Source organism: Rhodanobacter sp. GW835-FHT13D09, assembly GCF_058793995.1.
In genome coordinates, this window is record NZ_JBXAGL010000009.1 from 131009 (window position 1) to 149567 (window position 18559).

The 18559-nt window shown below is 68.1% G+C and carries 18 protein-coding genes; 9 read left to right on the forward strand and 9 right to left on the reverse strand.

All coding sequences use genetic code 11. From position 1 onward, the window contains the following. Positions 1-14 precede the first annotated feature (14 nt). From hisD to hisIE, 7 genes are all read left to right on the forward strand, one after another. Positions 15-1313 (forward strand): histidinol dehydrogenase, encoded by a 1299-nt coding sequence (gene hisD / locus AC1Q5A_RS13095; protein ID WP_492701261.1) that lies wholly within the window; start codon positions 15-17, stop codon positions 1311-1313. Next, the gene (gene hisC, locus AC1Q5A_RS13100) at positions 1310-2371 is read left to right on the forward strand and encodes a histidinol-phosphate transaminase (protein ID WP_492701263.1); all 1062 of its coding nucleotides are present in this window, start codon (positions 1310-1312) and stop codon (positions 2369-2371) included. The genes hisD and hisC overlap by 4 nt, the downstream gene beginning before the upstream one ends. Next, entirely contained in the window at positions 2368-3432 is a 1065-nt protein-coding gene (gene hisB / locus AC1Q5A_RS13105) for a bifunctional histidinol-phosphatase/imidazoleglycerol-phosphate dehydratase HisB (protein WP_492701264.1), read from the forward strand. Before hisC ends, hisB begins: the two co-directional genes overlap by 4 nt. Next, positions 3432-4022 (forward strand): imidazole glycerol phosphate synthase subunit HisH, encoded by a 591-nt coding sequence (gene hisH, locus AC1Q5A_RS13110; protein ID WP_492701266.1) that lies wholly within the window; start codon positions 3432-3434, stop codon positions 4020-4022. The genes hisB and hisH overlap by 1 nt, the downstream gene beginning before the upstream one ends. Then, positions 4019-4747 carry a 1-(5-phosphoribosyl)-5-[(5-phosphoribosylamino)methylideneamino]imidazole-4-carboxamide isomerase gene (hisA, locus tag AC1Q5A_RS13115; protein WP_492701268.1) on the forward strand — a complete coding sequence of 243 codons (729 nt, stop codon included), beginning with the start codon at positions 4019-4021 and terminating at the stop codon, positions 4745-4747. The genes hisH and hisA overlap by 4 nt, the downstream gene beginning before the upstream one ends. 184 nt (positions 4748-4931) lie before the next feature. Further along, the gene (hisF, locus tag AC1Q5A_RS13120; protein WP_492701270.1) at positions 4932-5708 is read left to right on the forward strand and encodes an imidazole glycerol phosphate synthase subunit HisF; all 777 of its coding nucleotides are present in this window, start codon (positions 4932-4934) and stop codon (positions 5706-5708) included. Between the two features lie 83 nt (positions 5709-5791). Then, positions 5792-6424, forward strand: a complete 633-nt coding sequence (hisIE, locus tag AC1Q5A_RS13125; RefSeq protein ID WP_492701272.1) for a bifunctional phosphoribosyl-AMP cyclohydrolase/phosphoribosyl-ATP diphosphatase HisIE — start codon at positions 5792-5794, stop codon at positions 6422-6424. A 6-nt stretch (positions 6425-6430) separates the two neighbouring features. On the opposite strand, the gene AC1Q5A_RS13130 is transcribed toward hisIE, so the two are convergent. The 4 genes from AC1Q5A_RS13130 to AC1Q5A_RS13145 are packed head-to-tail and all read right to left on the reverse strand — an operon-like array spanning position 6431 to position 9390. Continuing rightward, on the reverse strand, positions 6431-7438 hold the full coding sequence (locus AC1Q5A_RS13130) for a C13 family peptidase (protein ID WP_492701274.1): 1008 nt from the start codon (positions 7436-7438) through the stop codon (positions 6431-6433). 19 nt (positions 7439-7457) lie between these two features. Next, the gene (mtnC, locus tag AC1Q5A_RS13135) at positions 7458-8144 is read right to left on the reverse strand and encodes an acireductone synthase (RefSeq protein WP_492701276.1); all 687 of its coding nucleotides are present in this window, start codon (positions 8142-8144) and stop codon (positions 7458-7460) included. A 47-nt stretch (positions 8145-8191) separates the two neighbouring features. Next, positions 8192-8743 (reverse strand): 1,2-dihydroxy-3-keto-5-methylthiopentene dioxygenase, encoded by a 552-nt coding sequence (locus tag AC1Q5A_RS13140; RefSeq protein WP_492701278.1) that lies wholly within the window; start codon positions 8741-8743, stop codon positions 8192-8194. Then, positions 8740-9390 (reverse strand): methylthioribulose 1-phosphate dehydratase, encoded by a 651-nt coding sequence (locus AC1Q5A_RS13145; protein ID WP_492701280.1) that lies wholly within the window; start codon positions 9388-9390, stop codon positions 8740-8742. The genes AC1Q5A_RS13140 and AC1Q5A_RS13145 overlap by 4 nt, the downstream gene beginning before the upstream one ends. A 165-nt stretch (positions 9391-9555) precedes the next feature. Here AC1Q5A_RS13145 and AC1Q5A_RS13150 point away from each other — a divergent pair, with 165 nt between their 5' ends. Further along, entirely contained in the window at positions 9556-9888 is a 333-nt protein-coding gene (locus tag AC1Q5A_RS13150; RefSeq protein ID WP_492701282.1) for a high-potential iron-sulfur protein, read from the forward strand. Positions 9889-10303: 415 nt separating this feature from the next. Here the strand turns inward: AC1Q5A_RS13150 and AC1Q5A_RS13155 are convergent, their stop codons facing one another. Together AC1Q5A_RS13155 and AC1Q5A_RS13160 are read right to left on the reverse strand one after the other, a co-directional pair. Next, on the reverse strand, positions 10304-11782 hold the full coding sequence (locus AC1Q5A_RS13155; RefSeq protein ID WP_492701284.1) for an amino acid permease: 1479 nt from the start codon (positions 11780-11782) through the stop codon (positions 10304-10306). A gap of 75 nt (positions 11783-11857) precedes the next feature. Beyond that, entirely contained in the window at positions 11858-13342 is a 1485-nt protein-coding gene (locus AC1Q5A_RS13160) for an amino acid permease (RefSeq protein WP_492701286.1), read from the reverse strand. Positions 13343-13504: 162 nt separating this feature from the next. Here AC1Q5A_RS13160 and AC1Q5A_RS13165 point away from each other — a divergent pair, with 162 nt between their 5' ends. Next, on the forward strand, positions 13505-14056 hold the full coding sequence (locus tag AC1Q5A_RS13165; protein WP_492701288.1) for an NUDIX hydrolase: 552 nt from the start codon (positions 13505-13507) through the stop codon (positions 14054-14056). 65 nt (positions 14057-14121) lie between these two features. Here the strand turns inward: AC1Q5A_RS13165 and AC1Q5A_RS13170 are convergent, their stop codons facing one another. From AC1Q5A_RS13170 to AC1Q5A_RS13180, 3 genes are all read right to left on the reverse strand, one after another. Continuing rightward, on the reverse strand, positions 14122-14643 hold the full coding sequence (locus tag AC1Q5A_RS13170; protein WP_492701290.1) for a 3-hydroxyanthranilate 3,4-dioxygenase: 522 nt from the start codon (positions 14641-14643) through the stop codon (positions 14122-14124). Between the two features lie 46 nt (positions 14644-14689). After that, a complete protein-coding gene (gene parE, locus AC1Q5A_RS13175) occupies positions 14690-16579 on the reverse strand; it encodes a DNA topoisomerase IV subunit B (RefSeq protein WP_492701292.1) in 1890 nt (629 codons plus the stop codon). A gap of 74 nt (positions 16580-16653) precedes the next feature. Continuing rightward, on the reverse strand, positions 16654-18501 hold the full coding sequence (locus tag AC1Q5A_RS13180; protein ID WP_492701294.1) for an ABC transporter ATP-binding protein: 1848 nt from the start codon (positions 18499-18501) through the stop codon (positions 16654-16656). Positions 18502-18559 lie beyond the last annotated feature (58 nt).

Sequence of the window (18559 nt, forward strand, 5' to 3'; positions counted from 1 at the left end):
AAGGGCAGGCTCGCATGAAACGTCTGGACTGGAACGCCCTGGATGAAACGGCGCGCCGCGAGGCGCTGGCGCGCCCCGCGCAGTCGCGGGCCGACGAACTGCGCCGCGGCGTCGAGCAGATCATCGCCACCGTGCGCGAAGGCGGCGACACGGCGCTGCGCGAACTGAGCGCGAAATACGACCGTTGCGCACTGCAGGCGATCGCGGTGGACGAGGCTGAATTCGCCGCGGCCGAGGCTTCCCTCGATCCGGCGCTGAAGGCCGCGATCCGCGAAGCGGCGACACGCATCGAGGCGTTCCATCGCGCGGCGGCGCTGCAGCCGGTGGCGCTGGATACCGCGCCCGGCGTGCGGGTGGAGCGCATGTTGCGGCCGATCGGCCGGGTCGGCCTGTACGTGCCGGCCGGCAGCGCGCCGTTGCCGTCGACCGCCCTGATGCTGGGCGTGCCGGCGCACATCGCCGGTTGCCGCGAAGTGGTGCTGTGCTCGCCGGCGCGCGCCGACGGCCGCTGCGATGAGGCGGTGCTGTACGCCGCGCGCCTCACCGGCGTGCACCAGGTGTTCAAGCTGGGCGGCGCGCAGGCGATCGCCGCGATGGCCTACGGCACCGCCAGCGTGCCGAAATGCGACAAGCTGTTCGGCCCCGGCAATGCCTGGGTGACCGAGGCGAAGCTGCAGGTGTCGTCCGATCCGGACGGCGCCGCGATCGACATGCCGGCCGGCCCGTCCGAAGTACTGGTGATTGCCGATGCCGGGGCGAACCCGGTCTTCGTCGCCGCCGACCTGCTGTCGCAGGCCGAGCACGGGCCGGATTCGCAAGTGATCCTGCTGAGTCCTTCCGCCGACCTGCTGGACCGGGCGGCGGCCGAGGTCGAACGCCAGTGCGCCGAGTTGCCGCGTGGCGAGATCGTCGGCCGGGCGCTGGCGCAGAGCCGGCTGATCGCGGTCGACTCGCTGGCGCAGGCGGTGGAGGTGAGCAACCGCTACGCGCCCGAGCACCTGATCCTGCAGGTCGCCGCGCCGCGTGCGCTGCTCGACGGCGTCGAGAGCGCCGGCTCGGTCTTCCTCGGCCAGTGGGCGCCCGAATCGGTGGGTGACTACTGCAGCGGCAGCAACCATGTGCTGCCGACCTATGGCTACGCGCGCAGCTACAGCGGCGTCTCGGTAGCCAGCTACCAGAAGCAGATCAGCGTGCAGGAAGTCAGCGCGGACGGCTTGCGCAACATCGGTCCGTGCACCGCCACGCTGGCGGCGGCGGAGCAACTGGAGGCGCACCGCCGCGCGGTGACGCTGCGCCTGGAGGCTTTGGCATGAGCGTGCTCGATCTGGCGCGGCCGGAGATCCGCGCGATGCAGCCGTATTCCTCGGCACGGATGGAGGCCAGCGGCGGCGAAGTCCTGCTCAACGCCAACGAATCGGCGTGGGCGCCGGTGGGCGACGACGGCCTTGGCTGCAACCGCTATCCCGAGCCGCAGCCCGCCGCCCTGGTCGACGCGCTGGCGGCACTCTACGGCGTTCGGCGCGAACAGTTGCTGGTTGGCCGCGGCAGCGACGAGGCGATCGACCTGCTGGTGCGCGCGTTCTGTCGCGCCGGCCGCGACGCGATCCTGATCCAGCCGCCGACGTTCGGCATGTATGCGGTGTGCGCGCGGGTGCAGGACGCGGGCATCGTCGAGGTGCCGCTGGCGGCGGACGCCACGCTGGACGCGGATGCGGTGCTGGCCGCGCTGACCCCGGCGGTGAAGCTGGTCTTCATCTGCACGCCGAACAATCCCACCGGCCAGCCGGTGCCGCGCACCGACGTGGAACGGCTGGCGCGTGCGCTGGCCGGCCGCGCGCTGCTGGTGGTGGACGAGGCCTACGTGGAGTTCGCCGACGAAGGCAGCGTGGCCGACCTGATCGACCGCTACGACAACCTCGCCGTGCTGCGCACCTTGTCCAAGGCCTGGGCGCTGGCCGGCGTGCGCATCGGCAGCCTGCTGGCGAACGCCGAGGTGATCGCACTGCTGCGTCGGATCATGGCGCCGTACCCGCTGCCGTTGCCGAGCCTGGACGCGGCGCTGCTGGTGTTGTCCGGCTGGGGGCAGGTGAACGCGCGCGAACACCTCGCCGTCGTGCGCGCGGAGCGTACGCGGATGCGCGAGGCGTTGCGCCGGTTGCCCGACGTGCGCGACGTGCTGCCGTCGCAGGCGAACTTCCTCGCCGTGCGCTTCGACGATGCCGGCGCGGCTTATCGGCACCTGCTCGCCGCCGGCATCGTGGTGCGCGACGTGCGCCGCTATCCCAACCTCGGCGACGCGCTGCGCATCACCATCGGCACGCCGGCGGAGAACGAGCGCGTGCTGGCCGTTCTGCAGGAAACCAACCCGTGACCCGCAAGATTCTCTTTATCGATCGCGACGGCTGCCTGATCGAGGAGCCGGCCGACGAGCAGATCGACAGCTACGAGAAGCTGGCGCTGTTGCCTGGCGTGATCGCCGCGTTGCAGCGTTTCGCCGCCGCCGGCTACGAGCTGGTGATGGTGAGCAACCAGGACGGCCTGGGCACCGACAGTTTCCCGGAGCCGCATTTCACCGGGCCGCACGAGCTGCTGCTGCGCATCCTCGCCTCGCAGGGCATCCGCTTCCGCGAGGTGCTGATCGACCGCAGCTTTCCGCACGAGGGCCTCGATACGCGCAAGCCCGGCGTCGGCATGCTGCGGCACTACCTCGCCGACGACGACTGGAGCCGGGCGACGTCGGCGATGGTGGGCGATCGCGAAACCGACCTGCAGTTTGCGGCGAACCTCGGCGTGCGCGGTTTCCGCGTCGGCCCGCTCGGCACGAGCTGGGATGCGCTGGCGCATCAGCTGCTGGATGCGCCGCGCACCGCCACGGTGGTGCGCAACACGAAGGAAACCCGCATCACGGTCAGCGTCGACCTGGATCGGGTGGCCGAGCCGCAGGCGCACACCGGGCTGGGTTTCTTCGACCACATGCTGGAACAGATCGGCAAGCATGGCGGTTTCGCGCTGGAACTGGCCTGCGACGGCGACACCCACATCGACGAACACCACACCATCGAGGACTGCGCGCTGGCGCTGGGCCAGGCGCTGAAGCAGGCGCTCGGCGACAAGCGCGGCATCGGCCGCTACGGCTTCACCCTGCCGATGGACGAGGCGCAGGCCAGTGCCGCGCTGGACCTTTCCGGCCGGCCCTACTTCGTGTTCGAGGGCAGCTTCCCGCGCGAGCGCGTGGGCGAGGTGCCGACCGAACTGGTGCCGCATTTCTTCCGCTCGCTGTGCGAGACGCTGGGCGCGAACCTGCACCTGAGCGTGCGCGGCGACAACGCGCACCACATGGTCGAGGCCTGCTTCAAGGCGGTGGCGCGCACGCTGCGCCAGGCGATCCGCCGCGAAGGCAGCGAACTGCCCAGCACCAAGGGCGCGCTGTGATGAACGTGGTGCTGGTGGACGCCGGCGGCACCAACATCGGCTCGGTGCGCTACGCGCTGCAGCGGCTGGGCGTGGACGCTGCGCTGACCTCGGATGCGGCGGCGATCCGCGCCGCCGACAAGGTGATCCTGCCCGGCGTGGGCGCCGCCGGCCCCGGCATGGCGCGGCTGCGCGAGCTGGGCCTGGTCGAGGTGCTGCGTTCGCTGGAACAGCCCGTGCTCGGCGTGTGCCTCGGCATGCAGCTGTTGTGCGCGCATTCGGAAGAGGGCGGCACGGAGTGCCTCGGACTGATCCCGGCGCCGGTGCGTCGTTTCACCGAAGCGCCCGGCCTGCGCGTGCCGCACATGGGCTGGAACCGACTGTCCGTGCGGCGGCCGCACCCGCTGCTGGCAGGCCTGGGCGACGATGACCAGGCCTATTTCGTGCACAGCTACGCGGTACCGGTCGGCGACTGGACCCTGGCCACGGCCGATTACGGCGGCGCGTTCTCGGCGGTGATCGCGCACGGCAATTTCCATGGCATGCAATTCCATCCCGAGCGCTCCGCCGCCGTCGGCGCCCGACTGCTGAAGAACTTCCTCGAATTATGAACTTCGACGTGATTCCCGCGATCGACCTGCGCGGCGGCCAGGTGGTGCGCCTGAAGCAGGGCGACTACGCGCAGCAGACCACCTATGCGGCTGATCCGCGCGCGCTGGCGCGCCGCTATGCCGAGGCCGGCGCGCGCTGGCTGCACCTGGTCGACCTGGACGGTGCGCGCTCGGGCAGCCTGGCCAACCTCGCGGTGATCCAGACCATCGCCGCCGATGGCATGCAGATCCAGGCCGGAGGCGGCGTACGCGGGGAAGACGACTTGCGCCGGCTGTTCGATGCCGGCGTGCAGCGCGTGGTGCTGGGCAGCGTGGCGATCCGCGAACCCGAACTCGTGGCCGGCTGGCTGGGCAGTTACGGCGCCGAAAGGCTGACCCTCGCGCTCGATACGCGCCGCCTCGACGGTCGCTGGAGCCTGCCCAGTGCGGGCTGGACCGAAGTCGAAGCGCGCACGCTGGATGAGCTGGCGCCGTGGTACGCCGCGCGCGGCGCGCGCCACCTGCTGTGCACCGACATCGACCGCGACGGCATGCTCGCCGGCTTCAACCTCGATCTCTACCGCCATCTTGCCGCCACGGTGCCGTCGCTGGCCGTGCAGGCCTCCGGCGGCGTGCGCTCGCTGGACGACATCCGCGCCGCGCGCGAAGCCGGCGCGCGCGGCGTGATCCTGGGTCGCGCGCTGCTGGAAGGTCGCTTCACCGTGGCGGAGGCGCTGGCAGTATGAAATTGACGACGACCTTGCGAGCTTTTCTCCTCCCCCTGCACGCAGGGGGAGGTTGGGAGGGGGTAAAGCTCCTCTTGCGCGTTCAGCGAAGAGCACCCCTCCCTCCGCAAGGGATTCCCTTCGGTCACAGCCCTCCCCTGCACGCAGGGGAGGGAGTGGATGCGGCGACGGCGGGAGTTGCGCGATGCTGAGCCGCCGCATCATTCCCTGCCTCGACGTGCGTGACGGCCAGGTGGTCAAGGGCGTGCGCTTCCGCGACCACGTGGTGATGGGCGAAATCGTCGATCTCGCGCTGCGCTACCGCGACGAAGGCGCCGACGAGCTGGTGTTCTACGACATCACGGCCAGTCCCGAAGGGCGCAGCGTGGATCGCGGCTGGGTCGAGAAGGTCGCGCGGGTGATCGACATTCCGTTCTGCGTGGCCGGCGGCATCCGTTCGGTGGACGAGGCGCGCGAGGTGCTGCACGCGGGCGCCGACAAGATTTCGGTGAACTCGCCGGCGCTGGAGCGTCCCGGATTGATCGACGAACTGGCTGCCGCGTTCGGCGTGCAGTGCGTGGTGGTCGGCATCGACTCGCTGCGCGACGCCGACGGCGAGTGGCGCGTGCGCCAGTACACCGGCGACCCTGCGAAGACCCAGGCGCTGCCGCGCCGCACGCTGGACTGGATGGTCGAGGCGCAGCAGCGCGGCGCCGGCGAGATCGTGTTGAACTGCATGGGCAGCGACGGCGTGCGCCGCGGCTACGACCTGGAGCAGCTTTCCGCGGCCCGCGCGATCTGCCACGTGCCGCTGGTCGCCTCCGGTGGCGCCGGCGCACTGGAACACTTCCGCGACGCCTTCGTCGAGGCTGACGTGGACGGCGCACTGGCGGCCAGCGTGTTCCACTCCGGTGCGATTGTGATATCTGCGCTCAAGGAATACCTGCAGGCGCAAGGTGTCGCGGTACGACGTATCCCCTAGCTCGTCATTCCGGCTTTCCCCGGGATGACGGGAGAGCCAAACTTCATTACATGCTTCGACGCATGTTCGCAGCAGGTATCCCGATGACTGATCCCAATCCCGATCTTTCCCACCTAGACTGGGCCAAGGGCGACGGCCTGCTGCCCGCCATCGTGCAGCACTGGCTGACGGGCGAGGTGCTGATGCTGGGTTATATGAACAAGGAGGCGCTGGCCTCCACCCAAGCCAGCGGCCAGGTCACCTTCTACAGCCGCAGCAAGCAACGCCTGTGGACCAAGGGCGAAAGCTCCGGCCACGTGCTCGCGCTGAAGTCGATCCGCATCGACTGCGACGCCGACACCCTGCTGATCCAGGCCGCCCCGCACGGGCCGACCTGCCACCTTGGCACCTCCAGCTGCTTCGGCGACAGCGCCGACGTACGCCCGCCGCTCGGTTTCCTCGCCGAACTCGATGCCCTGGTCGAGCAGCGCCACGTTGAACGTCCGGCCGGCAGCTACACCACCCGGCTGTTCGACGGCGGCATCCGCCGCATCGCGCAGAAGGTGGGCGAGGAAGGCGTGGAGACCGCGCTGGCCGCGGTGGCGCAAGACGATGCCGAACTGCTGGGTGAGGCGGCGGACCTGGTGTTCCATCTCGCCGTGGCGTTGCGCGCGCGCGCGCTTGGCTTGGCCGACGTGGTCCGCGTGTTGGCGGACCGGCATGCGGGACGCGGCTGAACCGGGTTATCGGGGCGTGGCGGCGGAGACGTTGGCCGCCGGCAGCGCCGGCTTGAACGGCACCGCCGGCCCGGGCGTGATGCCCTTGCGCCACAACGCCAGCTGCGTGGCGATGCCGCTGCCGACGTCGATCTGCGGTTCGGAAGGGGTGAGTTTGTCCTGCCGTTCCCACCGGCTGATCTCGCCGCTGGCGCGCTCGAACGCGTCCGCGAAATTGTCGGTGTGGTTCAGCGCATCGACCAGCCAGGCCCTGCCGAAGTAGGTGATGTCGGAATCGCTGCCGCAGCCGAACGAGCTGCGGTCGGCGCGGGCGGCAGTGAGCACCAGGGTGCCGGGGCCGCGCAGCGGCGGCACGAAGCCGCCGGAATAGCAGGCGTTCACCACCAGCACTTTCCACTTGAACGGGTGCATCGCCAGGATGCCGGCCAGATCGCTGGCGCCGAGCTGGTCCAGCGGCAGCGGGTCCATGTCCAGCAGCAGGTTGTGCTCCTTGTCGCCGTGGCTGGTGAGGTACAGCAACAGGATGTCCTGCTCCGGCTGCATCGCCTTGCCCAACCCTTCCAGCGCGGTTTCCAGGTTGCTCCAGCTGGCCAGCGGCCGGGTGGCAAGCGTGGCCGGGTTGTTCTCCAGCACCAGGCTGTGGGCACTGGCGCCGAAGCGCTGCGCGAACAGTTGCGCGGCGTACTCGGCCTCGTTGCGGAACACGTCCTCGCCGCCGTCGCCGGCGAAAGCAAGCAGATAGAGATTCGGCTTGCCGGGCACGCGTGGGCCGAGTCCTGATAGCGCCTCGCGCATCATCCGGGGCTGCGCGTACAGGATCTGCTCCGGGGTCGGCCCCTGCGTGGGCCAGTTGTCGAGTGCGACGCCGGCACCGGAATCCGCAGGCTCCACGCTGGCGGATGTCGCCAGTGCGGGGTGGTCGCCGACCATCGGCGCCGGTCGGTGGACGGGCCACCAGATGGCCAGCAGCACGCCGGCGGCGAACGCGAGCAGGGTGGTCAGGGCGTGGCGCATGGCGGATCCGCGTGCGGACTCACGGCGTGATCGCGCCGAAGTCGCGGTAGACGGCGTGGCGCGGCGAAGCGGGCAGGGCCTGCGGCTCGCGCACCAGCCAGCCGGTGTGGAAGCCGGCTGCCTGCGCGGCGTCGAGTTCCTCCACGATGTCGGACAGGAACAACAGGTGCCGGGGCTGCTCGCCGATCGCTTCGGCGATGCGCCGATAGGATTCCGATTCGCGCTTCGGCCCGGTTTCGGTATCGAAGTAGCCGGCGAACAGCGCGCCCAGGTCGCCGGCTTCGCTGTGCTGGAAAAACAGTTTCTGCGCCGGCACCGAGCCGGAGGAATAGACGTACAGCCGCAGGCCGTCGGCACGCCAGTCGCGCAGCCGCGCGGCCACCTCCGGGTAGACGTGGGCGCGGTAGTCGCCCGCCTCGTAACCGTCCTTCCAGATCATGCCCTGCAGCGCCTTCAGCGCGGTGGACTTGCGGTCCTGGTCGATCCACTGCAGCAGCAGCTCGATGACGTCCTGGCGGCTGGCCTCGACCAGCCCGGCCTCACGGACCGCCTCGTGCAGCCAATGCTGCACCTCGGGCTTGTTGCCGTGGGTTTCGACGAAGGCGGGCAGCCGCTTGCGCGCGTAAGGGAACAGCACGTCGCGGACGAAGTCGATCGAGCTGGTGGTGCCTTCGATATCGGTGACGATGGCGCGGATTTCGATCATGGCTTCGGGATCCGGATTCGGGAAGAGCGTCGCCCGCGAGCAGGCTCCTACACGGCAGGCGCCATGCGCGGGAAGCGCGAGGCGATGTCGTCACCGGTGAAGTTGGCCACCCAGCCTTCCTTGTTGGTGAACAGCCGGATCGCCACGAAGTAGGGCGATTCGCTCATGTCGAACCAGTGGCGGGTGCCGTCGGGTACGCCGATCAGGTCGCCCTGTTCGCACAGGATGTCGTAGACCTTGCCGCCGAGGTGCAGGGTGAACTGGCCGGCGCCGGCGACGAAGAAGCGCACCTCGTCCTCGCTGTGGGTATGTTCGCTGAGGAACTTCTGGCGCAGCGTCGCGCGGTCGGGGTGATCGGGAGCGAGGCTGATCACGTCCACGGCCTGGTAGCCTTCCTCGCGCATCAGCCGGTCGATGTCGCCGCGATAGGCGGCGATCACCTCGTCCTGGCTGGCGCCCGGCGCGATCGGCTGGCTTGCCTCCCACTGTTCGAAGCGGACGCCCGCATTGCCGAGTTCCGCGGCGATCGCGGCGTGTTCGTCGATCACCACCAGCGGCGATTGCGGTCGGGTTTCGTCGAAGATGCGCAGGCGGCTCATGATGCCCTCAGTTTTTTCAGGTCAAGTTCGCAGCCGAGCAGGAACTCCAGCGCCTCCAGGTGGCGCTGCGTCTCGGCCATGTCGCGGCCCCAGGTGTAGATGCCGTGACCGTCGATCAGGTAGGCATGCAGCGGCTTGCCTGCATCCAGCCAGGCATCGACCCGGGCCACCAGCTCGGGCATGTGCTGGGTGTTCGGGAACACCGGGATCTCCAGCACGCTTTCGTGGGTGTGATAGCCAGTGATTGCCTTCTGCAGTTCCCAGCCCTGCAGCCGGATCACGCCCTCGCCGGCGAACAGCCGCGACGCCACGCTTTGCGTGCGCGAGTGGGTGTGCAGCACCGCATTCATCTCCGGCCAGCGCCGGTAGATCTGGGTGTGCAACGCCGTTTCGGCGCTGGGTCGGGCGTCGGTACCGACGGCATGGCCCTCCAGGTCGATCAGCATGATGTCGTCGCGGCCGAGCCTGCCCTTGTGCCGGCCGGAGACGGTGATCGCCGCATGGCCGGCGTCGACCCGCATCGAGAAGTTGCTGCTGGTCGCCGGCGTCCAGCCGAGCGCGGACAGCTCGCGCGCGGCATCGGCGATGGCGTCGGCGCGCTGCTCGAACGCCCTGGCGGGGATCGCTGCTGGGAGGATCTGGCTCATGCGGTTTGGACGTCCAAATGAGCGTCAACTATAGCATGCCCCCGCTCGCCGCCTCGCTGGAATGAGAGCCATTCGCGCAAGTCAGGAAAGATTTGGACGGTGGGCGTAACATCGGTGCGGGTCCGGCGCAGGGTGTGCCGGACAGATTCCGACGGAGGCTTGCCCATGTCGAAAGAACAAGATATCGAATCGCGTCGCCGATTCCTCAAGGTGGCTGCCGGCACGACGGCGGCGGCGGTGGTCATCGGCAGCCTGCCGCGCTTTGCACGGGCAGCGGATCTGCCGCCGGTGAGCGAGTCGGACCCGACCGCGAAGGCATTGGGCTATGTGGAAGACGCCAAGAAGACCACCAACGCGAAGTACAAGGCCGGCGACGACTGCGCCAACTGCCAGTTCTACAGCGGCGGCCCCGCCGGCCGCGGTCCATGCCAGCTGTTCCCGGGCAAGTCGGTGAATGCGAAGGGCTGGTGCATGTCGCACACGCCGAAGAAAGCCTGACCGCAACCTGCTCCACGAATCGCATGAAAAGCCCGCTGCACGGCGGGCTTTTTTCGTGTGGGAGGATCTGCCCGGAAGTGCATGATGCGGTTCGATACGCAGGCAAAAGTGCGGCCCGGACACATCAGGTCGAGGAGCTACCCACCTGACGCGCCGAGCCGCGATCCGGGGCCCACTGCCAAGTGATCAACCCGCGGACTGAGGATGATACTCCCGAGTCCGCCAAATGGGCGACCGGTTCCGCGATTTCTCTTGGGAAATTCTCGTTAATACATTGAAAAATAAAGAAATATTCTGGTGATCTCAGGATTTCTCGAGAATTCCCGCAATGCGTGTAGATAAGCATCTTTTCGGGCGTTTCGCCGGATATGGCATTTTTTCGACGATATCTGGCGATATTCGACGAAATTATGCATCAGGGCCGGGTGGCGTCCGTCGCCGGGCTGCGCAGGTGGCTGTGCCGGTTGCTGTAGCCGAAATAGATCAGCAGGCCGATGAACGTCCAGACGATCATCAGCGTCCAGTTGTACCAGGCCATGGTAGACAGCAGGGCGGCGCAGCTGAGCATGCCGAGCGTGCAGATCACCGGCGCGAACGGCACGCGGAAGGTGCGCGGCAGCTCCGGCCGGGTATGCCGCAGGATCCACACGCCGGCGCAGACCGCGATGAACGCGATTAGCGTGCCCATCGACACCAGGTCGCCCAGCACGTCCAGCGGAAAGACCGCGGCGAGCAGGGAGATGCCGGCGCCGGTGATCAGCGTGTTGAGGTGCGGCGTGCGATAGCGCGGGTGGATCCGGGTGAACACCTTCGGCAGCATGCCGTCGCGGCCCATGATCATGAAGATGCGCGGCTGCGCGATGATCATCACCAGCACCACCGACGACAGGCCGAGCAGCGCACCGACCTCCACCAGCCAGCGCAGCCATTCCAGTTGCGGGTGTCCGTGCAGGGCGGTCACCACCGGCTCGTCGGTGCCGAGCAGGGTGTAGGAGGTCAGGCCGGTCATCACCGCGGCCATCGCGATGTACAGCACGGTGCAGATCGCCAGCGAGGCGAGGATGCCGATCGGCAGGTCACGCTGCGGGTTGCGCGACTCCTGCGCGGCGACCGAGGTGGCCTCGAAGCCGATGTAGGCGAAGAACACCATTGCCGCGCCGCGCAATACGCCATCCCAGCCGTACTTGTAGTGGCCCTGCGACTCGGGCACGAACGGGTGCCAGTTGGACGGGTCGACGTAGCGCCAGCCGACCACGATCACCAGGGTGATAAGGCCGACCTTGAGCGCCACCATCGCCGCATTGGCCAGGCTCGACTCCCGGATGCCGACGTAGCAGATCCAGGTCAGCAGCAGGATCAGCACTACCGCCGGCAGGTTGAGCAGTGCCCCGGTGGTGACCAGGTGGTGGTCGGCGGTGAACGCGAGCGGCGCCTGGGTCAACGCCGAGGGCAGGCTCAGGTCCATGTTGAACGCATGCCCGATGTGGTCGAGCAGGCTGAGGAAGTAGCCGGTCCAGCTCACCGCCACGGCGGAGGCGGACACGCCGTACTCCAGCACCAGGTTCCAGCCGATGAACCAGGCCATCAGCTCGCCCAGGGTGGCATAGGCGTAGGAATAGGCGCTGCCGGAAACCGGGATCAGCGTGGCGAACTCGGCGTAGCACAGCGCGGTGAACGTGCTGCAGATCGCCGCCAGGATGAAGGACAGGATCACCGCCGGCCCGGCGTGGTCGGCCGCTGCCTGGCCGGTGATCACGAAGATGCCGCCGCCGATCACCGCGCCGATGCCCAGCGCGGTCAGGCCCCAGGGCCCGAGGGTACGGCGCAGGGTGGGGCCGTGCGTGTCGTCGGGTTCGTTGAAATCGGTCTTGCGGGCGATCAGTTGCTTGAGCATGGGGCTTCCGGACGTGAAACCGGCACGATACGCGTCGTGCCGGCGGCGTGGCGAACGATGCGCGCGGGTGCGGAATCAGTCCGGTTCGACGCCACAAGCCAGGTGGCTCTTGCGGTAACCGTACAGGTAGTACACCACCAGGCCGATGGCGCCCCACACGAAGAACGTGATCTTCGCTTCCTTCGACAGGTTGAGGAACAGCAGCAGGCAGCCGATCACGGCCAGCGGGCAAACCACCCACGGCAGCGGGGTGCGGAACGGGCGGGGGCGCTCGGGCTGGGTACGGCGCAGGATCAGCACGCCCACCGCGACCATGATGAACGCGAACAGCGTGCCTGAATTGGTGATGTCGGCGAGGATGCCCACCGGGAACAGAGCGCCGAACAGCGAGACGAAGCTGCCGGTGATCAGGGTGATCACGTGGGGTGTGTGGAAGCGCGGATGGATCTTGGCCAGCGAGTTCGGCAGCAGCCCGTCGCGCGACATGGTGAAGAAGATGCGGGTCTGGCCGTAGGTCATGGTCAGGATCACCGACGGCAGCGCGATGCCGGCGGCGAAGGCGATGAAGGCGGCGATGTTGTTGTGGCCGAGCAGGCGCACCACGTGGGCCAGCGCCTCCTTGCTGCACACCAGCGCATCCGAGCCCTGACACGCCGCCGCGAATGCCGGCGTGCCCGGTTCCAGTGCCACGCCGCCCGCGCCAAGCATGGGCTGCGCGCCCACCGAGCCTACCGCGGTGTAGCTCACCAGCAGGTAGTAGATGGTGCACACGCTCAGCGAGGCGATCAGCGCGATCGGGATATTGCGGTTCGGGTTCCTGGTTTCCTCGGCCGCGGTGGAGATGGCGTCGAAGCCGATGTAGGCGAACACGATGGAGGCCGCCGCGCCGAGCACGCCGATGCCGCCCATCGGGCTGCCCCAGCCATTCGGCACGAAGGGCGTGAAGTTCTGATCCTTCACCGCCGGCAGCGCGACAATGATGAAGGCGGTAAGGGCGATGATCTTGACCAGCACCAGCACGGTGTTGACCTTGGCCGACTTCGAAGTGCCGATCACCAGCAGGATGGTGACCGCAAGGCCGATCAGGCAGGCCAGCAGGTTGAAGCTGCCGCCGTCCATCGGGCCCACCTGCAGGAAGTGCGGCAGGCCGAATCCGGCATGCGTCAGCAGGCCGTTGACGTAACCGGCCCAGCCCACGCATACGGTGCTGGCGGCGATGGTGTATTCCAGCACCAGCGCCCAGCCCACCACCCAGGCGGTGCCCTCGCCGAGTACGCCATAGGTGTAGGTGTAGGCCGAGCCGGCCACCGGGACCATCGCGGCGAGTTCGGCGTAGGCGAGAGCGGCGAACGCGCAGACCACCGCGGCGATCACGAACGCGATCATCATGCCGGGGCCGGCTTTCTGGCCCGCTTCGGCGGTGAGCACGAAGATGCCGGTGCCGATGATCGCGCCGATGCCGAGCATGGTGAGCTGGAACGCGCCGAGCTGGCGTGTGAGGCCCTTCTTCTCGGCCGTGGCGATGATCTGATCGATCGGCTTGATGCGCTTGAACAGCATGCAGTGGCTCCCCGGAAAACAACGACGTCGCGCTCGAACGAAAACGCGACGAAGATGGGCGCGAGAGCCGACGGACGGCCAACCATAGCGGAGCGTCCGGAGGGGTACAAGGTGCGATGCAGCTAGAATGGGCGACGGTTCTCCAGTCTCCCGCCACGAGTCATGCCGCCCTTTCTTCCGCAACTTGCCGCCGCGCTGGGCGACTATCTCGCACGCCATCCGGAAGAGGGCGAGGCGGTCGCCCTGTTCGAGGCTTTCCTCGCTTCGCACGCGGCCGTGTTCGAGCGCGGCCATGCTGTGGGCCACTTCACCGGCTCGGCCTGGCTGGTGTGCAGGGGCGGCGAGCGCGTGTTGCTGATGCATCACTGCAAACTGGATCGATGGTTGCAACCGGGCGGCCATGCCGACGGCGACGGGGATCTCATGCGGGTAGCGCTGCGCGAGGCGCAGGAGGAGACCGGCGTGGCCGGCCTGCGCGCCGAAGGCGGCATCTTCGACATCGACCGGCACCGCATTCCGGCGCGCGGCGATGAAGCGGAGCACTGGCACTACGACGTGCGTTACGTGGTGCGCGCGGGAGCGGACGAACGCTTCACCGTCAACCAGGAATCCCGCGCACTGACCTGGCGATCGGTCGCCGAGGTGGCGAAGGATCAAGGCCTCGATATTTCGTTGCGGCGCATGGCGCACAAGTGGCTGGGGCGCGCGGCGTAGGGCGGACACCGTCCGCCGGCTCTGTTCGGCATGTTGCCGTGGAAGCGTGGCGGGCGGTGCCCGACCTACGCGTATTTCGCCGGTGCCGGGTTGAGATGGTTGCAGGCGGTGCAGGTGCGCGCCTCGCGCGAACCGTAGAATCGATCGAACACCGGCGGGAAATCGCGCTCGATGTCGTCAAGCACGAAATATTCCTCGTACAGCTTGTGGTTGCAGCGTTCGCAGAACCACAGCAGGCCGTCCTTCTCGCCGGCGGTCCGGCGGCGCTCGATCACCAGCCCGATCGACGCCGGCATGCGCTGCGGCGAATGCGGCACGCGCGGCGGCAGGTAGAACATCTCGCCGGCGCGGATCGGGATGTCACGGGCCCGTCCGTCGTCCTGCACCTTCAGCACCATCTCGCCTTCGAGCTGGTAGAAGAACTCCGGGCCTTCATCGTGGTGGTAATCGGTGCGCGCGTTGGGGCCGCCCACGATCATGATGATGAAGTCGCCGTCGACGATGCACTTGTTGCCGACCGGCGGCTTCAGCAGGTGACGGTGCTCGTCGATCCAGCGCTTGAGGTTGATGGGCGGGGTCAGGGGCATGGCGTTGCTCGCACTCGATGCGGGCATCTTAGCGCTGCCGCGCGGATCACACCTCCAGCGTCGCCAGGTCGCCCTTTTCCTCCAGCCAGGACTTGCGGTCGCCGGCGCGCTTCTTCGCCAGCAGCAGGTCCATGAGGCGCGCTGTGCCGTCGCCGTCGTCCACGGTGAGCTGCACCAGCCGGCGGGTATCCGGGTGGATGGTCGATTCGCGCAGCTGCGGCGGGTTCATCTCGCCCAAGCCCTTGAAGCGGGTGGTGCTGACCGCGCCCTTCATCTTTTCGCGCTCGACCCGCTGCAGCATCGCCTCCTTCTCGGCCTCGTCGAGGCAGTAGAACACCTGCTTGCCTACGTCGACGCGGAACAGCGGCGGCATCGCCACGAACACGTGGCCTTCGCTGACCAGTTTCGGGAAGTGCCTGAGGAACAGCGCGGACAGCAGGGTGGCGATGTGCAGGCCGTCGGAATCGGCATCGGCGAGGATGACCACCTTGCCGTAGCGCAGGCCGGAAAGATCGTCCTTGCCAGGGTCGCAGCCGATCGCCACGGCGAGGTTGTGCACTTCCTCGGAGGCCAGCACCGAGGTGGACTCCACCTCCCAGGTGTTGAGGATCTTGCCGCGCAGCGGCAGGATCGCCTGGAACTCCTTGTCGCGCGCCTGCTTGGCGCTGCCGCCGGCGGAGTCGCCCTCGACCAGGAACAGCTCGGTGCGGCTTAGGTCGGTGGCGGTGCAGTCGGCCAGCTTGCCGGGCAGCTGCGGGCCCTGGGTGATCTTCTTGCGGACGATCTGCTTGGCGGCCTTCAGCCGCGCGCTGGCGCGCTCGATCGCCAGCTGCGCGATGCGCTCGCCCATCTCCACGTGCTGGTTCAGCCACAGGCTGAAGGCGTCGTGGATGACGTTCTCGACCAGGCCGGCGGCGTGGCGCGAGGAGAGTCGCTCCTTGGTCTGGCCGGCGAACTGCGGGTCCTGCAGCCGCGTGGACAGCACGAACGACAGCCGCTCCCACACGTCCTCCGGCGCCAGCTTCACGCCCCGCGGCAGCAGGTTGCGGATGTCGCAGAACTCGCGGATCGCGGTGGTCAGCCCGCTGCGCAGGCCGTTGACGTGGGTGCCGCCTTGGGCGGTGGGGATCAGGTTGACGTAGCTCTCCTGCACCAGCTCGCCTTCCGGCAGCCAGGCCAGCGCCACTTCCAGGCCTTCGACGTCGCGCGCCATGTGATGCACGAACAACTCGTTCGGCAACGCCTCGATGCCGTCGAGTTCGCTGCGCAGGTAGTCGCGCAGGCCATCCTCGTAATGCCACTCGACGACCTCGCCGCTGGCTTCGTCGGTGAGCTTCACGTTGAGGCCGGCGCACAGCACCGCCTTGGCGCGCAGCAGGTGCTTGAGTTTCGGCAGCGAGATCTTCGGCGAGTCGAAGTACTTCGACTCGGGCCAGAAGCGCAGGGTGGTGCCGCTGCGCTTCTTCGGCACCGTGCCGATCACTTCGAGCGGGCTGGCCTTGTCGCCATGCGCGAACACCATGCGGTATTCGGAACCGTCGCGGCGGATCGTCACGTCCACCCGGTCGGACAGTGCGTTGACCACCGACACGCCCACGCCGTGCAGACCGCCGGAGAAACTGTAGTTCTTGCCGCTGAATTTTCCGCCCGCGTGCAGCCGGGTCATGATCAGCTCGACGCCGGAGACGCCTTCCTCGGGATGGATGTCCACCGGCATGCCGCGGCCGTCGTCGCTCACTTCCACCGAGCCGTCGCCGTGCAACACCACCTCGATGCTCTTCGCATGGCCGGCCAGCGCCTCGTCCACCGAGTTGTCCACCACCTCCTGCACCAGATGGTTCGGGCGGGTGGTGTCGGTGTACATGCCCGGCCGGCGTTTGACCGGATCCAGGCCGGAGAGGACTTCGATGTCGGCGGCGTTGTAGCGACTGCTCATGCGTGTGTTTCGATCCAGACAAGACGGCAAAGCATGGGGCGCGCGGGCGGCGATGGTCAAGCCGACTGCCCGGATCAGCGGTAGCCCTGCGCCTGCAACGAGAACAGCTGCGCATAGTGCCCGCCCAGCGCCATCAGCTGCTCGTGGCTGCCGTGCTCGACGATGCGGCCATCCTGGATCACGATGATCTGGTCGGCCATGCGCACCGTGGAGAAGCGGTGCGAGATCAGGATCGCGATGCGGCCGCCGGCCAGTTCGCGGAAGTGCTCGAAGATGGCGGCCTCGGCGGCGGCGTCCATCGCGGCAGTGGGTTCGTCCAGCACCAGGATGTCCGCGCGCGAGCGCATGAAGGCGCGCGCCAGTGCGATCTTCTGCCACTGGCCGCCGGACAGTTCGCGGCCGTCGTTGAACCATTTGCCGAGCGGAGTCTGGAAACCGGCAGGCAGCGTATCGATGAAGTCGCTGGCCATGCCCTTGTTGCTTGCTTCGCGCCAGCGCGCTTCGTCCTCGAAGTGGCTGACGTCGCCGGCGCCGACATTCTCGCCCACGCGCATCTGGTAGCGGGCGAAATCCTGGAAGATCACGCCGATGCGCTGCAGCAGGGTGGCCTCGTCCCACTCGCGCAGGTCGGTGCCGTCGAGCAGGATGCGGCCTCTGTCCGGCGTGTACAGGCGCGTCAGCAGCTTGATCAGGGTGGTCTTGCCCGAGCCGTTCTGGCCGACCAGGGCCAGCGATTCGCCGGGACGGATGTGCAGGTTGATGTCGTGCAGTGCCGGTTCGCCGGCGCCGGGGTAGGTGAAGCCGACGTGCTCGAAACGGATGCCGTCATCGGGTTTCGCGCCGCGTTGTGCGGTACCCGGCGAAGGCGGCACCGCCGTTTCGAGGTACTCGTACAGGGTCGACAGGTACAGGTTGTCCTCGTACATGCCGCCGATCGCCGAAAGCATCGCCGATACCGCCGCCTGGCCCTGGCGGAACAGCATCAGGTACATCGTCATCTGGCCCAGGGTGATGCGTGCGACCACGGTGCTTGCCGCAATCCACGCGTACGCGCCGTACAGCGTGAGTGTGCCGAGCAGGCCCAGGCCGAAGCCCCAGCTCTCGCGGCGCACGGTGAGGTCGCGGTCGTCGCTGTAGAGTTTTTCGAAGATGTCGCGGTAACGACCCAGCAGCAGCGGGCCGAGGCCGAACAGCTTCACTTCCTTGGCGTGGTCCTCGCGCGCCAGCACGGTTTCCAGGTACAGCTGCATGCGGGTTTCCGGCGAGCGCCAGCGGAACAGCCGGAACGCGTCGCCGGAGAACTTCGTCTCGGCGAAGAACGCCGGCAGCCCGGCCAGCAGCAGCACGGCCACCGCCCATGGCGAGAACTGGAACAGCAAGGTGCCGTAACTGAGCAGCGATACCGCGTTCTGCGCCAGCCCGAACGTGCGCGTGACCAGCGACAGCGGCCGGCTCGACGCCTCGCGGCGGGCGCGGGTGAGCTTGTCGTAGAACTCCGAATCTTCGAAGTGCGCCAGCTCCAGGGTCAGCGCCTTCTCCAGGATCATCACATTGACGCGCTGGCCCAGTTGCGCGCGCAGCAGCGACTGGCACAGCGACAGCCCGCGCTGCGCGCCGGCCAGTGCCGCCACCAGCACGCCTTCCAGCGCCACCCATGCGAAGACCGGTCGCAAACCCGCCTGGCCGCTGGCGGACCACGCACGGCTGGCGTTCACCACCGCGTCGACGATATGCGCGCCGACATACGCCACGCCGGCCGGCAGCAGGCCGGCGACCAGCGTCAGCAGGGCCAGCGCGACCGTCAGCGCGTGGCTGGTACTCCACACCAGTTCGATCGCGCGCCCGCTGTAACGGAACACGCCGAGGAAACTGCGCGTGAGTTCGGTCGATGCGGCCGGCGGTGGAGAGGCGTGGGGTGGCACGTGGGGGGATCGTCAGGCCAGCGGCGCACATGCGCGGAAGTCACGAGATGGGGGCCGC

Bases quoted from the DNA above. Each gene is read 5' to 3' on its own strand.
- hisD (WP_492701261.1), top strand. From the start codon at position 15: ATGAAACGTCTGGACTGGAACGCCCTGGATGAAACGGCGCGCCGCGAG.
- hisC (WP_492701263.1), top strand. From the start codon at position 1,310: ATGAGCGTGCTCGATCTGGCGCGGCCGGAGATCCGCGCGATGCAGCCG.
- hisH (WP_492701266.1), top strand. From the start codon at position 3,432: ATGAACGTGGTGCTGGTGGACGCCGGCGGCACCAACATCGGCTCGGTG.
- hisA (WP_492701268.1), top strand. From the start codon at position 4,019: ATGAACTTCGACGTGATTCCCGCGATCGACCTGCGCGGCGGCCAGGTG.
- hisF (WP_492701270.1), top strand. From the start codon at position 4,932: ATGCTGAGCCGCCGCATCATTCCCTGCCTCGACGTGCGTGACGGCCAG.
- hisIE (WP_492701272.1), top strand. From the start codon at position 5,792: ATGACTGATCCCAATCCCGATCTTTCCCACCTAGACTGGGCCAAGGGC.
- AC1Q5A_RS13130 (WP_492701274.1), bottom strand. From the start codon at position 7,438: ATGCGCCACGCCCTGACCACCCTGCTCGCGTTCGCCGCCGGCGTGCTG.
- mtnC (WP_492701276.1), bottom strand. From the start codon at position 8,144: ATGATCGAAATCCGCGCCATCGTCACCGATATCGAAGGCACCACCAGC.
- AC1Q5A_RS13140 (WP_492701278.1), bottom strand. From the start codon at position 8,743: ATGAGCCGCCTGCGCATCTTCGACGAAACCCGACCGCAATCGCCGCTG.
- AC1Q5A_RS13145 (WP_492701280.1), bottom strand. From the start codon at position 9,390: ATGAGCCAGATCCTCCCAGCAGCGATCCCCGCCAGGGCGTTCGAGCAG.
- AC1Q5A_RS13150 (WP_492701282.1), top strand. From the start codon at position 9,556: ATGTCGAAAGAACAAGATATCGAATCGCGTCGCCGATTCCTCAAGGTG.
- AC1Q5A_RS13155 (WP_492701284.1), bottom strand. From the start codon at position 11,782: ATGCTCAAGCAACTGATCGCCCGCAAGACCGATTTCAACGAACCCGAC.
- AC1Q5A_RS13160 (WP_492701286.1), bottom strand. From the start codon at position 13,342: ATGCTGTTCAAGCGCATCAAGCCGATCGATCAGATCATCGCCACGGCC.
- AC1Q5A_RS13165 (WP_492701288.1), top strand. From the start codon at position 13,505: ATGCCGCCCTTTCTTCCGCAACTTGCCGCCGCGCTGGGCGACTATCTC.
- AC1Q5A_RS13170 (WP_492701290.1), bottom strand. From the start codon at position 14,643: ATGCCCCTGACCCCGCCCATCAACCTCAAGCGCTGGATCGACGAGCAC.
- parE (WP_492701292.1), bottom strand. From the start codon at position 16,579: ATGAGCAGTCGCTACAACGCCGCCGACATCGAAGTCCTCTCCGGCCTG.